Source organism: Blastococcus sp. KM273128, from assembly GCF_021698975.1.
Lineage (GTDB): Bacteria > Actinomycetota > Actinomycetes > Mycobacteriales > Geodermatophilaceae > Blastococcus.
In genome coordinates, this window is sequence record NZ_SSXA01000045.1 from 1 (window position 1) to 12,194 (window position 12,194).

Annotated in this window: 16 protein-coding genes; 11 read left to right on the forward strand and 5 right to left on the reverse strand. The window is 76.9% G+C overall.

Features of this window, described 5'->3' with window-relative positions:
• Window positions 1-728 (reverse strand): hypothetical protein (locus E9529_RS13560; protein ID WP_236831738.1); only part of this gene is annotated, 728 nt, incomplete at its 3' end.
• 86 nt (window positions 729-814) lie between these two features.
• On the opposite strand from E9529_RS13560, the gene E9529_RS13565 reads away from it, so the two are divergent.
• Complete coding sequence (locus tag E9529_RS13565; protein WP_236831690.1) at window positions 815-1,384, forward strand: hypothetical protein; 570 nt, start codon at window positions 815-817, stop codon at window positions 1,382-1,384.
• A 4-nt stretch (window positions 1,385-1,388) separates the two neighbouring features.
• Here E9529_RS13565 and E9529_RS13570 read toward each other — a convergent pair whose 3' ends face one another.
• On the reverse strand, window positions 1,389-1,646 hold the full coding sequence (locus tag E9529_RS13570) for a helix-turn-helix domain-containing protein (RefSeq protein ID WP_236831691.1): 258 nt from the start codon (window positions 1,644-1,646) through the stop codon (window positions 1,389-1,391).
• 201 nt (window positions 1,647-1,847) lie between these two features.
• Between E9529_RS13570 and E9529_RS13575 the strand changes: the two genes are divergently transcribed.
• The 5 genes from E9529_RS13575 to E9529_RS13595 all read left to right on the forward strand — a co-directional run bounded on the left by E9529_RS13575 (window position 1,848) and on the right by E9529_RS13595 (window position 6,460).
• Window positions 1,848-2,579 carry an SAF domain-containing protein gene (locus E9529_RS13575; protein ID WP_236831692.1) on the forward strand — a complete coding sequence of 244 codons (732 nt, stop codon included), beginning with the start codon at window positions 1,848-1,850 and terminating at the stop codon, window positions 2,577-2,579.
• The gene (locus tag E9529_RS13580; protein ID WP_236831693.1) at window positions 2,579-3,874 is read left to right on the forward strand and encodes a chromosome partitioning protein; all 1,296 of its coding nucleotides are present in this window, start codon (window positions 2,579-2,581) and stop codon (window positions 3,872-3,874) included. Before E9529_RS13575 ends, E9529_RS13580 begins: the two co-directional genes overlap by 1 nt.
• Window positions 3,875-3,936: 62 nt before the next feature.
• Entirely contained in the window at window positions 3,937-5,313 is a 1,377-nt protein-coding gene (locus E9529_RS13585; protein WP_236831694.1) for a wax ester/triacylglycerol synthase family O-acyltransferase, read from the forward strand.
• A gap of 46 nt (window positions 5,314-5,359) precedes the next feature.
• The gene (locus E9529_RS13590) at window positions 5,360-5,872 is read left to right on the forward strand and encodes a hypothetical protein (RefSeq protein ID WP_236831695.1); all 513 of its coding nucleotides are present in this window, start codon (window positions 5,360-5,362) and stop codon (window positions 5,870-5,872) included.
• Between the two features lie 78 nt (window positions 5,873-5,950).
• Window positions 5,951-6,460, forward strand: coding sequence for a MaoC family dehydratase (locus E9529_RS13595; protein ID WP_236825825.1), 510 nt, complete (start codon window positions 5,951-5,953; stop codon window positions 6,458-6,460).
• Window positions 6,461-6,482: 22 nt separating this feature from the next.
• On the opposite strand, the gene E9529_RS13600 is transcribed toward E9529_RS13595, so the two are convergent.
• Entirely contained in the window at window positions 6,483-6,899 is a 417-nt protein-coding gene (locus E9529_RS13600) for an NUDIX domain-containing protein (RefSeq protein WP_236831696.1), read from the reverse strand.
• Window positions 6,900-6,979: 80 nt separating this feature from the next.
• Here E9529_RS13600 and E9529_RS13605 point away from each other — a divergent pair, with 80 nt between their 5' ends.
• The 5 genes from E9529_RS13605 (at window position 6,980) to E9529_RS13625 (ending at window position 10,365) form a co-directional block, all read left to right on the forward strand.
• A complete protein-coding gene (locus E9529_RS13605) occupies window positions 6,980-7,603 on the forward strand; it encodes a DUF6758 family protein (RefSeq protein WP_236831697.1) in 624 nt (207 codons plus the stop codon).
• 162 nt (window positions 7,604-7,765) lie between these two features.
• The gene (locus tag E9529_RS13610) at window positions 7,766-7,924 is read left to right on the forward strand and encodes a hypothetical protein (RefSeq protein WP_236825822.1); all 159 of its coding nucleotides are present in this window, start codon (window positions 7,766-7,768) and stop codon (window positions 7,922-7,924) included.
• A 4-nt stretch (window positions 7,925-7,928) separates the two neighbouring features.
• On the forward strand, window positions 7,929-8,564 hold the full coding sequence (locus E9529_RS13615; RefSeq protein WP_236831698.1) for a PH domain-containing protein: 636 nt from the start codon (window positions 7,929-7,931) through the stop codon (window positions 8,562-8,564).
• 46 nt (window positions 8,565-8,610) lie between these two features.
• Window positions 8,611-9,468, forward strand: coding sequence for a PHP domain-containing protein (locus E9529_RS13620; protein ID WP_236831699.1), 858 nt, complete (start codon window positions 8,611-8,613; stop codon window positions 9,466-9,468).
• Window positions 9,469-9,507: 39 nt separating this feature from the next.
• Complete coding sequence (locus E9529_RS13625; RefSeq protein WP_236831700.1) at window positions 9,508-10,365, forward strand: PD-(D/E)XK nuclease family protein; 858 nt, start codon at window positions 9,508-9,510, stop codon at window positions 10,363-10,365.
• On the opposite strand, the gene E9529_RS13630 is transcribed toward E9529_RS13625, so the two are convergent.
• Both E9529_RS13630 and E9529_RS13635 read right to left on the reverse strand, forming a co-directional pair.
• A complete protein-coding gene (locus E9529_RS13630; protein ID WP_236831701.1) occupies window positions 10,362-11,237 on the reverse strand; it encodes an oxygenase MpaB family protein in 876 nt (291 codons plus the stop codon). The two genes, E9529_RS13625 and E9529_RS13630, sit on opposite strands and share 4 nt — an antisense overlap.
• Complete coding sequence (locus E9529_RS13635) at window positions 11,234-12,148, reverse strand: alpha/beta fold hydrolase (RefSeq protein WP_236831702.1); 915 nt, start codon at window positions 12,146-12,148, stop codon at window positions 11,234-11,236. The genes E9529_RS13630 and E9529_RS13635 overlap by 4 nt, the downstream gene beginning before the upstream one ends.
• Window positions 12,149-12,194 lie beyond the last annotated feature (46 nt).

Below are 12,194 nucleotides of genomic sequence, written 5' to 3' on the forward strand. Positions count from 1 at the left end.
ACCTGGCCGGGGAGCAGCAGGTCGGGGTCGGGGCCGATCACCTCGGCGTTGGCGTGCCACCAGGCCCGGACGGCGGCCGCCACCTCGGCGTCCGACGGCGTGTCCCCCCGCGTGCGCGCCAGGTGGTCCTCCGCGATGCCCCACAGGCACTCGCCGCGCAGGACGACGTGCTCCCCGGCCGCCGGTGCGGAGGGCCAGTCGGGCACGGCGGCGGTGCGCGCGCCGCCCTCCGGCGCGGCCTCGGTCGCCGGTGTGGCTGCGGTGGCCGGCGCGGGCGCGGTGGCCGGCGCCGGCCAGTCGGGGGCGGAGGACGACGGCGGAGCGGGCACCTCGTCGACCGCGGCAGCGGTCGCGGCCGGCAGCGCCGGCACCGCCGCTCCGGCCAGCGGCGGTGCGATGCCGAGGCCGACGCCCAGCAGGAGGGCCGCGGTCCGCCGGGCGCCGGAGGGGAGGACGCCGCGGAGCGCGCCGGCGGCGAGCGCGCCGGTCATCCCGGGCAGCGCCGAGCCTGCGGTCAGCGCGAGCCCGAGGGCCCCCCATCCCCACACCGCCCACGCGAGCAGCCCCACGAGGTGCACGACCAGCACGTCGGGGCCGGCGGTGTCGGCCGTGCGCTGCGCGGCGGCCAGGGCGGCCAGCGAGGCGGCCGGCGCCGGGGTCAGCAGGGCCAGCACCCCGGCGAGGCCGCTCATGCCGGCCACGGTCCCGAGCAGTCGTCGCACCGACACCGACCCTCCTCCGCGTTGACGTCGCAGCACTAAAGCAAGCAAACGCACGCAAACGCAAGTAAAGGCGTCGATCTAGGCTGTCCGGCATGCGTTGGCAGCAGCTGTTCGCGGACCTGGAGGCGCAGTTCGGGGCCGCGGAGGACGCCCAGGACCGGGCTGAGTGGGCCTCGCGCGCCCGCGCGGAGGTCGGCGCGGTGCGGCTGGCCGACCGGGTCGGGGGATCGCTCGGCGCGGAGCTCGTGGTGACCTGCCGCGGGGCGGGCCGGGTGCGCGGTGTGCTCGCCGCGCAGGGGAGCGACTGGCTGCTGCTCACCGACGACCGGGGGCGCGACCAGCTGGTCGCGGCGCCGGCGGTCCGGGCGGTGGACGGGCTGGGGCGCTGGACGGCGCCGGCCGGCGAGCCGGGGCCGGTGCGGGCGCGGCTCGACCTGCGCCGGGCGCTGCGCGGTCTGGCGCGCGACCGAAGCGCCGTCCAGCTCGTGCTCGACGACGGGACGCAGCTGACCGGGACGATCGACCGGGTCGGGGTGGACTACGTGGAGGTGGCCGAGCACGCGGCGGACGAGCCGCGCCGCGCGGGGGCGGTGCGCCGGGTCTCGGCGGTGGTCGTCGACGCCGTGGCCGTGGTGCGCACGCTGGCGCCCGGGTGGGGGTGAGCCGTCAGCCGCGCTGCTCGACGGCGTCGGCCCCGGCGGTGGACCCGGCGGCCGGCTCGGGCGGCACGGTGCCGGCGCGGGCCTCGGCGTACTTCTGCTGGATGAAGCGCTCGAGCTCGTCCACCTCGACGCGCCACTGGCCGCGCCCGCCGATCTGGATGGCGATCAGCTCCTTGCGGCGCACCAGCGCATAGGCCTGCGACCACGAGACGTTGAGGATCTCCGCGACGTCGTCGAGGGTCAGGAAGCGGGGCGTGGGCATCGGCGTCTCCATCCGTTCGCGGCACAGTCTGTCAGCCGTGCCGGTGGTCCGCGGCGGCCGTCCACACCCGAACGTGTGGACGACGGATGCACGAGTTCGCACGCATACCGCATCATCGGCGGCCCAACGCCGTCGACGGCGCGCACCGGCGGACCGGTGCGCCCGACCGGGCCGGCGACGAGCCGGCAGAGAGAAGGTCGTGTGAGCGCCGTGCGGACCCCGGGCGCCGTCCCCGGCACCACCGAGCTGCCGGCCGGCCCCACCCCGCGGCGGGTGCGCACCCCCGGCTGGCTGGACCTCCGGCTGGTGCTCGGCGTGCTGCTCGTGCTCACGTCGGTGCTCCTCGGCGCGCGGGTGGTCGGCGCCGCGGACGCGACCGTGCCGGTCTGGAGCGCCGCCGAGGACCTCGCGGCCGGGACGGTCCTGACCGCCGACGACCTCGTGGTCGTCGACGTCCGGCTCGACGACGCGGCCGCGGCGTACCTCGCGGGCAGCACCCACCTCGAGGGCAGCGCGCTCTCCCGCGGCGTGCGGGCCGGCGAGCTGCTGCCGCGCTCGGCCCTCGAGGAGCCGGCGGAGCTCGTCCAGCTGGCCCTCCCCGTGCAGGCCGGCTACGTGCCCCCGGGCCTGCGCCGCGGGCAGGTGGTCGACGTGTACGCCGTCGCCGACCCCGCGGTCGGTGCCACCGGCGCGGACCTGGGCAGCGTGGCCCTCGTCGTCGGCGCGGCCCCCGTGCAGGCGGTGTCGGGCGGCGCCGACGGCGTCCTGTCGACGCCGACCACCACGGTGCAGGTCGTGGTCGGCGTGGCGGCCGACGACGCCGCCGACGTCCTGGCCGCCATCGCCGGGCGCCCGCTGGTGGTGGTCGCCCACCCCGCCGGCGCGACGGCGGACGGCAGCCCCGTCGCCGCGGCCGCCGGGCCGACCGGCTGATGGCCCTTCAGGTCTTCACCGCCGTCACCGGTGCCGGCTGGGAGTCCGCGCTCGTCGGTGCGCTCGACCGCGACGACCACGGGGTCACCGTCGTCCGGCGCTGCGTCGACATCTCCGACCTGCTGGCGGCCGCGGCCACCGGCACCGGCCAGGCGGCCCTGCTGTCGGCGGAGCTGCGCCGGCTCGACGGCGACGCGGTCGCCCGGCTGCACGCCGCCGGCGTCGCGGTCGTCGGCCTGGTCGAGCCCGGTGACGACGCCGCGGCGCAGCGGCTGCGCCGGCTGGGTGTGGCCCAGGTGCTGCCGGCCGACGCCGACCCGGAGCTGATCGCGGAGGCGCTGCGGGACGCGGTCGACGGCGCCCCGGCGCCCGGTCACGACGTCGCCGACCTCCGCGCGGCGCTCCCGGCCCCCACGCGCCCCGCCGAGCCGGAGCGCCCGCGGGGGGAGCGGGGCCGCGTGGTGGCGGTGTGGGGCGCGACCGGGGCCCCGGGCCGGACGACGGTCGCGGTGGGGCTGGCCGACGAGGCCGCCCGGCTGGGCGTGCCGACGATGCTGGTCGACGCCGACGTCCACGGCGGGGTGGTCGCGCAGGTGCTCGGGCTGCTCGACGAGTCACCCGGGCTCGCCGGCGCGGCCCGGCAGGCGGGCCTCGGGACGCTGGACGCCACGGCGCTCACCGCGCTGGCGTGGGCGGTCCGGCCCGACCTGCGAGTGCTCACCGGGCTGGCCCGCGCGGACCGGTGGCCCGAGCTCCGGCCGGCCGGGGTGGCCGCGGTGCTCGACGAGGCCCGCCACCTCGCGCGGCTCACCGTCGTGGACTGCGGCTTCGGCGTCGAGGACGACGAGGAGCTCTCCTACGACACCGCCGCCCCGCGCCGCAACGGCGCCACGCTGGCCGCGCTGGAGCACGCCGACACGGTGCTGTGCGTCTCCGGGGCCGACCCGGTCGCCCTCCAGCGCTGCGTGCGGGCCCTCGACCAGCTGCGCGACGTGCTGCCCGACGTCGAGCCGGTGCTCGTGGTGAACCAGCTGCGCCGCGGGCCGGTGCCCGGCGATCCCCGCCGGGAGGTCGGCGAGGCGCTGGAGCGGTTCACCGGCCGGCGCCCCGGGGCCTTCCTCCCGGCCGACCGGCGGGCGACCGACGCCGCCCTCGCGGTCGGCCGCACCCTGGCCGAGGTGGCACCCGGCTCGCCCCTGCGGGCGGAGCTGCGCGCCCTCGCGGCCCGGCTGGCCGGCGTGCCCGTCCCCGCGGCGGGCCGGCGCGCCGCGCTCCGGGCCCGGCGGGCGGGCTGACCGCGGGCTGTCCCGATCGGCGTCCGCGTCGTAGCGTGGGGGACCGCGCGGGGACGAGAACGATGGTCGAGCGGCTGGGCACCCTGGAGGCCTCCTTCCTCTACCTGGAGGAGCCCGGCACCCCCATGCACGTCGGCGGCGTGCTCGTCCTCGAGGCGCCCCCGGGCGGGCTGGACGCGCTGGCGGCCCTGGTCGAGGCGCGGCTGCCCCTGGTGCCCCGGTACCGGCAGCGGGTGGCGGAGGTGCCCGGCCACCTCGCCAACCCGGTGTGGGTGGACGACCCCGAGTTCGACATCAGCTACCACCTGCGCCGGTCGGGCCTGCCGCGCCCGGGCACCGAGCGGCAGCTGCTCGACCTGGTCTCCCGGCTGATGTCCCGCCCCCTGGACCGCCGCCGCCCGCTGTGGGAGGCCTACCTGGTCGAGGGGCTGGAGGGGGACCGCGTCGCGGTGGTGACCAAGACCCACCCCGCGCTGGTGGACGGGCTCGGCGCCGTCGACATCGGCCAGGTGCTGCTCGACGTCTCCCCGGACGCCCCGGTGCCCGAGCCGGCCGAGTGGCAGCCCCGGCGCCCCCCGTCGGGCGCCGAGCTGGTCTGGTCCGCCTTCGAGGACTACCGCCGCCGCCCTTCGCTCGTGGGGCTCGCCCGCTCCGTGGTCACCGACGCGCGCGCCACCGCGGTGCGGATCGGCGGCGTGGCCGCCGGCCTGGTGCGCACGGCGCGCTCGGCGATCCTCCCGGCGCCGCACAGCCCGCTGAACGCGCCGATCGGCCGGCAGCGCCGGGTCGCGGTGGCGCGCGCCGACCTCGACGACCTCAAGCGGGTCCGCAAGGCGCACGGCGGGACGGTCAACGACGTGCTGCTCACCGTCGTCGCCGGCGCGCTGCGGGAGTGGCTGCTCTCGCGGGGCGAGCCGCTGGTCGGCGGCACGTCGGTGCGCGCCCTGGTGCCGGTGTCGGTGCAGGACGAGGACGGCGCCGGCGGCAACCAGGTCACCTCCCACCTGGTCGACCTGCCGGTCGGCGAGCCCAACCCGCGGGTCCGCCTCGCCCGGCTCACCTACGCGATGCGCGGGATGACCCAGCAGGGCCGGTCGGTGGGCGCGGACAGCCTGATCGCGCTGAGCGGCTTCGCCCCCTCGACGCTGCACGCGCTCGGCGCCCGCGCGGCCCGCGGGCTCTCCCGGCGGCTGTTCAACCTCGTCGTCACCAACGTCCCGGGCCCGCAGATGCCCCTGTACGCCGCCGGCGGCCGGGTGCTCGACGTCTTCCCCGTCGTGCCGCTGGCCCGCGGGCAAGGGCTCTCGATCGGGATGACCTCCTACGACGGCACGGTGTTCTTCGGTCTCAACGCCGACCGCGACAGCGTCAGCGACGTCGAGGTGCTCGCCGACCTCATCGAGCAGGAGGTCGCGGGGCTGGTCGAGACCTCGACCTGAGCCGGCGGCTACGGTCGTCCTTCCACCGACGAAGGGGGTCGACCGGGTGCGCGTGTACCTGCCGGCGACGACGAACGTGCTCCGCACCCTGGTCGACGAGGGGCGGCTGTCCGCCCCGCAGACCGTCTTCGCGATCACCCCCGAGCTGCGCCGCTACTACGCGGTGAGCGACGCGGAGGCCGACACCGAGGAGCTCGAGTACGCCGCCCTCCTGGCCGCGGCCCGCGCCAGCCTGCGGCTGCTCGACCTCGACCCGCTGGCGGTCCGCCGCCGCGCGGTGCTCGCCGCCGACGTGCCCGACGCCGCGGTCACCCCGATGGACGACCCGCACGTCGACCCGGGCGCGGCCCGCCTCGAGCACGAGATCCGGGTCGAGGAGGTGGCCAGCGCGCACCTCGACGACGCCGAGGCCGAGGAGGACGTCCGCGCCGCGGTCGCCGTCGTCCTGGAGGCCGACCTGGGCAGCGAGGACGCGCAGTTCGTCGTCGACCAGGCCGAGGGGCACGAGCTCGGCTGGTACGCCACCCAGGAGATCGGCCCGGCCCTCGAGCTGCTCTGAGCAGGCGCCCGCGGGGGTGACCGGGGCCGCCTCCGTAGGATCACGCCGTTCTGGAGCGTCGACGTCGGGAGCGGGCACATGCAGTTCGGTCGGTACTACGAGGAGTTCGAGGTCGGGGCCGTCTACAAGCACTGGCCCGGGAAGACCGTCACCGAGTACGACGACCACCTGTTCTGCCTGCTGACGATGAACCACCACCCGCTGCACATGGACGTCAACTACGCGGAGAAGACCACCGACTTCGGCAAGAACGTCGTCGTCGGCAACTACATCTACTCGCTGCTGCTGGGCATGAGCGTCCCCGACGTCTCGGGCAAGGCGATCGCCAACCTGGAGATCGAGTCGCTGCGGCACGTCGCCCCCACCTTCCACGGCGACACCATCTACGGCGAGACGACGGTGCTCGACAAGACGCCGTCGAAGTCCAAGGACGACCGCGGCGTCGTCCACGTGGAGACCATCGGCTACAAGCAGGACGGCACCGTCGTCTGCATCTTCCGCCGCAAGGTCATGGTGCCCAAGCGCTCCTACGGCGAGGCCCGCGGCGGCGAGCAGCCCGGCCGCCCGGAGCCCGCGCCCCGCGGCTGAGCCCGGTGGGCGTGCTGCCCGGTCAGCCCGGCAGCACGCCCCAGCCGCGCAGCGTCTCCACCAGCCGGGGCGTGCACGGCAGGCCGGCGAGCGTCGCGGCGTCGGCGAAGACGACGTCGACCGCGTCGTCCCCGGCCACCGGTCGCGCGCCGGGGTCCAGCAGCGTGCAGGCGAGGTCGACGACGTCGTAGACGACCGCGCCGCCGTCGATGCGGATGCGGCCCACCTCCGCACCCGCCCGCACGCGCAGCCCGGTCTCCTCGCGCACCTCCCGCTCCACGGCGCCGGCCACGGTCTCGCCCGGCTCGACGCGGCCCCCGGGCAGCGACCACAGACCGCGGCCGGGATCGTTGCGCCGTCGCACCAGCAGCAGGCGCCGGTCCCGGTCGTGCACCACGGCGCCGACGCACGGCACCGCCGGCGGATCAGCGGCGGTCACGCCCCGCAGGCTACGCACGCCGCCTGTGCGGCCGGCCGCTGCGCTTGACGATCCGCGCCGCTCCCGAGACCGTGTCCCGGATGAGTGCGTCGCCGGTCTGCCCGCGCTGCGGTGAACCACTGGTCGTCCGCCACGGCTCCGCGGCGCACGCCTGGTGCCACGTGCACGGCGCGGTCACCCCGCTGCACCACACCGCGCTGGTCGCCCACGACGCCATCGCCGCCGTCACCGCCGACGCCCGCGTGCCGGCCTGGGTGCCCGACCCCATGCCGCCGGGCTGGGCGGTCACCGGCCTGGCGTGGGGCGGCGAACCGGGTGCGCGGGCGATCGTCGTCGACTGCGCCGGGCCGGCCCCCCTCGGCGGTGCCGCCGAGCTGGTGCTGGTGGCCGAGGAGCCCGGCACCGGCGTGGGCTGTGGCTACGCCGGCCTCCCGGGGCTCGACCCCGGTGACGTCATCTCCGGCCCGAGCTCGGTCGGCGTCGAGGCCGCCGGCCAGCACGCCCCGCTGTGGGCGGTGCCGACCCGCGAGGACCGGGCGGCCTTCGTGGGGGAGGCCTTCGGGGTGTGGCTCTGGCTGGTGATGTGGCCGATGAACGCGGCCTGGTTGCTGGTCGAGCCCCTGCGGCTGATCGACCTGCGCGAGCGCATCTACCCCGACCTGCCACTGGGGCCGGTGGGGGAGCACCTGCTGCCCGGCCGCTGACCGATCGGCGCCGGAACCGGACCGGCCGCCGGCGACCGGCGCGTCGGGTGGGTCACCCGTGGGGCCTGTGTTACTCATGGGACGAACGCGTCCGCCGCACCCGGCGGGCCCTCCTGCCGGCCCGGGCGCCCGGGCCGCCTTCCCCTCACCACGGAGGTGGCGGTGAACCTGAAGAAGGTCCTCACCTGGCTGGTCGTCGCCTTCGTCCTCTTCTACGTCATCCAGGCGCCGGAGTCCTCCGCGCAGCTGGTGCGCAACGCCGGTGAGGCGCTGGGTGACGCCGCCTCCTCCCTCGCGCAGTTCGTCGGCTCCCTCGTCTGAGCCCGTGAGCGCCCCCGACGGGCTGCCGACCCGGGCCGCCAAGGACGTCCGGAAGTACCTGCTGGACGACGAGGACGCGGTCGTGGTCACCCGCCGGCACTGGGCGGTGCTCATCGAGCCGACCGCGAAGTTCCTGCCGGTGCTGCTGGCCGGCGGCTGGCTGCTGGTGCTCGACCCCGAGAACCGGGTGACCAGCACGGTGGGGATGCTCGTCGTGCTGGCCGCGCTGCTCACCTACGCCCTGCGCGTCGGCGAGTGGTGGTTCCGGCACTTCATCGTCAGCAAGCGGCGGGTGCTGCTCACCTCAGGGGTCATCGTCCGCACCGTGACCCTGCTGCCGTTGCGCCGGATCACCGACCTGACGTGGAAGGAGACCTTCTTCGGCCAGATACTGGGCTACGGGACCTTCCGCTTCGAGTCCGCGGGGCAGCAGCAGGGCCTGTCGGAGATCACCTTCCTGCCCCGCGCCGGTGACCTGTACCGCGAGGTCAGCGGCCTGCTGTTCGGCAGCGACTGGGGCAGCGCCTCGTCCGGGGACGACGAGGGCAACCCCGAGGCCTCACCGCCGGCCGGGCCGGTCGCCACCGGCGGGCGGCGCGACACCGAACCACTCCCGCAGATCAGGCCGCGCGAGCCGTGAGCCGCCACCGGGTGGCGCGGGCCGGCGTGGGGCAGGCTGGGAGGTGATGCGGATCGACCTGCACACCCACTCCTCGGTCTCCGACGGCACCGACGACCCGGCCGGCCTGCTCGCCGCGGCGCGGGCCGCGGGGCTCGACGTCGTCGCGCTCACCGACCACGACACCACCGCGGGCTGGGCGGCGGCGGAGGCGCACCGCCCCGCCGGGCTCACCGTCGTCCCCGGCATGGAGCTGTCCTGCCGCTGGTTCCCCGCGGACGAGCCGCCGGTGAGCGTGCACCTGCTCGGCTACCTCTTCGACCCGCTGCACCCGGCGTTCGCCGCCGAGCGGGCCCGGCTGCGCGACGAGCGCCTCGGCCGCGGCGAGCGGATCGTCGCGGCGCTGGCCGCCGACGGCTACCCGGTGGTCTGGGAGGAGATCCTGGCGGCGTCGGGCGGCGGCGTCGTCGGCCGGCCGCACGTGGCGCGGGCGCTGGTGCGCGCGGGCGTCGCCGACTCGGTCGACCACGCCTTCGCCACGCTGCTGAACCACCGCAGCCCCTACTACGTCACCAAGGCCGACACCGACGTGCGCGAGGGCATCGCGCTGGTCCGGGCCGCGGGGGGTGTGCCGGTCTTCGCCCACGGCCTGGCCACCAAGCGGGGCCGGGTCGTCGGCGACGACGCCATCGCGGCGATGGCCGCGGCGGGGCTGCTCGGCCTGGAGGTCGACCACCCCGACCACAGCGACGCGGAGCGTGCCCACCTGCGCGGCCTGGCCGCCGACCTCGGGCTGCTCACCACCGGCTCCAGCGACTACCACGGCACCAACAAGACGACGCCGATCGGCGCCTGCACCACCGAGCCGGAGCAGTACGAGGCGCTCCTGGCTGCCGGGACCGGCGCCGCGCCGTACCGCGGCTGACGGCCGGGGGTGTCGGCCCCGCTGGTTACCGTGGCGGGCATGCGGAACCCGACCGACGGCGGCCAGGCCGTCCTGCCGGGCATGCCCCGCCGGCTGCTGCGCGCCTCGCCGAAGTCGCTCGCCGACTTCTCCGACTGCCCGCGCCGCTACCGGTACGCCAACGTCGACCGGCCCAGCCCGCCGCGCGGGCCGCGCTTCGCCCACCACACGGTGGGGACGGCGCTGCACCAGGTGCTCTCCTCGTGGTGGGACCTGCCGGTGGAGCGCCGCACCCCCGGCGCCGCCCGGCAGCTGCTGATCGGCGCGTGGAGCCCGGCCGGCTTCCGCGACGACGAGCAGTCCGACCGCTGGCGGGCGCGGGCGGCCGGCTGGCTCTCCGACTACCTGGCCGACGTCGACCCCACCGAGGAGCCCCGCGCGCGGGAGCGCACGGTGAGCACGATGACCGAGCGGATGACGCTCTCGGGGCGGGTGGACCGCATCGACGAGCGCGGCGAGGAACTCGTGGTCGTCGACTACAAGACCGGCCGCTCGCCGAGCACCGACGACGACGCGCGCGGCTCGCAGGCGCTGGCGCTCTACGTCCTCGCCGTCCGCCGCACGCTGCGCCGCCCCTGCTCCCGGGTGGAGCTGCACCACGTGCCCACCGGCACGGTGGCCGCCTTCGAGCACACCGAGAAGTCGCTGGCCAACCACGTCCGGCGTGCCGAGGACGTCGCCATCGACATCCAGGCGGCGAGCGGGGCGGTGGCCGCCGGCGAGGACCCCGACGTCGCCTTCCCGGCCGTGCCGGGGCGGCAGTGCGGCTGGTGCGACTTCCGGGCGAGCTGCCCGGCCGGGCAGGCCGCGGGCCCCGCCCGCGAGCCGTGGAGCTTCCTCCCGGAGGACGAGAGCTAGGCGGCCCGTGTCGCGGCGGTGCGGGCGTACCCGGCCCGCACGATCGGTGACCGGTGCGCCCGGTCGGGGAGCGCCAGGAACGCCGCCCGGAACGCCTTCACCCCGGCGGTCGCCGCGGCGTCGGTGAGCGCGAGCCCCGGCAGCGAGTACAGCTGCCGCGCCCAGGCGGGCAGCAGCGCGAAGCACAGGCCGGCCAGGCCGCCCCACACCGGCCGGGCCGGCGTGAGCACCTGCAGCCACCCGGGCATCGGCGGGAGGAACAGGTCCCGGACACCCCGCACGGCCGCGGGGGTGGCGGCCAGTGCGGGCCGGATGCCCGCGAAGTAGGCGTCGAGTGCGGCCACCGTCGTCGGCACCGTCTCCAGCGGCACGCCCACGAGCTGCGCGAACACCACCTGCTCGGCGACGTAGCGGTCGGCGTCCTCGTCGGTCAGCGGCACGCCGGCCCGGCGGGCCGTCGTCAGCATCGACTCCACCGCGCAGTTGTGCACCCAGAGCAGCAGGTCCGGGTCGTCGACCCGGTACGCCCGGCCGGTCGTCTCCTCGACGCCCGACAGCTTGCGGTGGTAGCCCCGCACCCGGGCGGCCAGCCGGCGGCCCTCGGCCCGGGTCCCGAAGACGACGGTGTCCATGTACTCGCCGGTGCGGGCTATCCGCATCCACCAGTCGTCCTTGAAGCCCGCGGAGTTGCGCGCCACGCCGTCCATCGCCACCGGGTGCAGCGCCTGGAGCATCAGCGCGCGCATGCCACCCAGGTGGTGGGCGGGATCGCCGTGGATCCGCCAGGTCACGCTGCCGGGGCCGAAGTAGCCGCGCCGGTCCTCCTCCTCGGTCCAGGCCGCCGGCGAGGGCAGCGGCGCCAGCCGGCTCACCGGGTCACCGAGCCCCAGAAGTCGCACAGCACCTCGACGGTGCGCGGCGGATTCTCGACGGCGGGGGAGTGGATGGCGAAGTCGATGACCTCGTGCCGGGCGCCCAGCCGCCGCGCCATGTCGGCCTGCACGTGCGGCAGCCAGGCGTCGTCGGCCTCGCCGTGCGCGACCAGGACCGGCACCCCGGTCGCCTTCAACTCCTCCACCCGGTCCGGCTCGGCCAGCATCGCGTCGGCCATGCCGCGGAGCCCGGCGGCGGAGTTGCGGAGGAAGCGCCGGGAGTAGAACGCCCGGGTGGGCTCCGGCACGGCCTGCGCCTTGGGGTCGGTCATCGCCACCTGCTCGAGGGTCTCGTGCACCAGCGGCACGCCGCCGGCGTCCAGCAGCGGGCCGAGGTGGTCGAGCAGCTCGGCGCGGCGGCCGGTGAGCCGGGAGGGCCCCGAGCCCAGCAGCGTGAACGAGGTGAACAGCGCCGGCTCGGCGAGGACGGCGACCCGGGTCACCAGCCCGCCGAAGCTGTGCCCCAGCAGGTGCAGCGGCCCGGTGGTCTCCGCGCGCAGGACCCGCGCCACCGCGCGCACGTCGTCGCCCAGCACCTCGACCGAGTACTGCGCCGGGTCGTCGGGGCCGGGCGACTCGTACTGCCCGCGCTGGTCCAGCACCACAACGCGGTAGCCGGCGGCGGCCAGCGGGCGCAGCAGCGGGGCGAAGTCCTCCTTGCTGCCCGTGTACCCGGCCACCATCAGCACCGTGCCGAGCTCGGCGCCGCCGCCGGTGTCCAGGGCGGCCAGCGGTCCGGCGCCGCCCTCGAAGGTGCGCGGGACGGCGTCGTGCTGCGCCAGCTGGCGGAGGTCGTCGGGCGCGATGGCGATGGACAGGGCGTGGGCATCGGGGCCGCCGGGCAGGACCATGTGCCCCAGTGAACTACCACGGCGCCGGGCGTGCCGCACCGGTGGT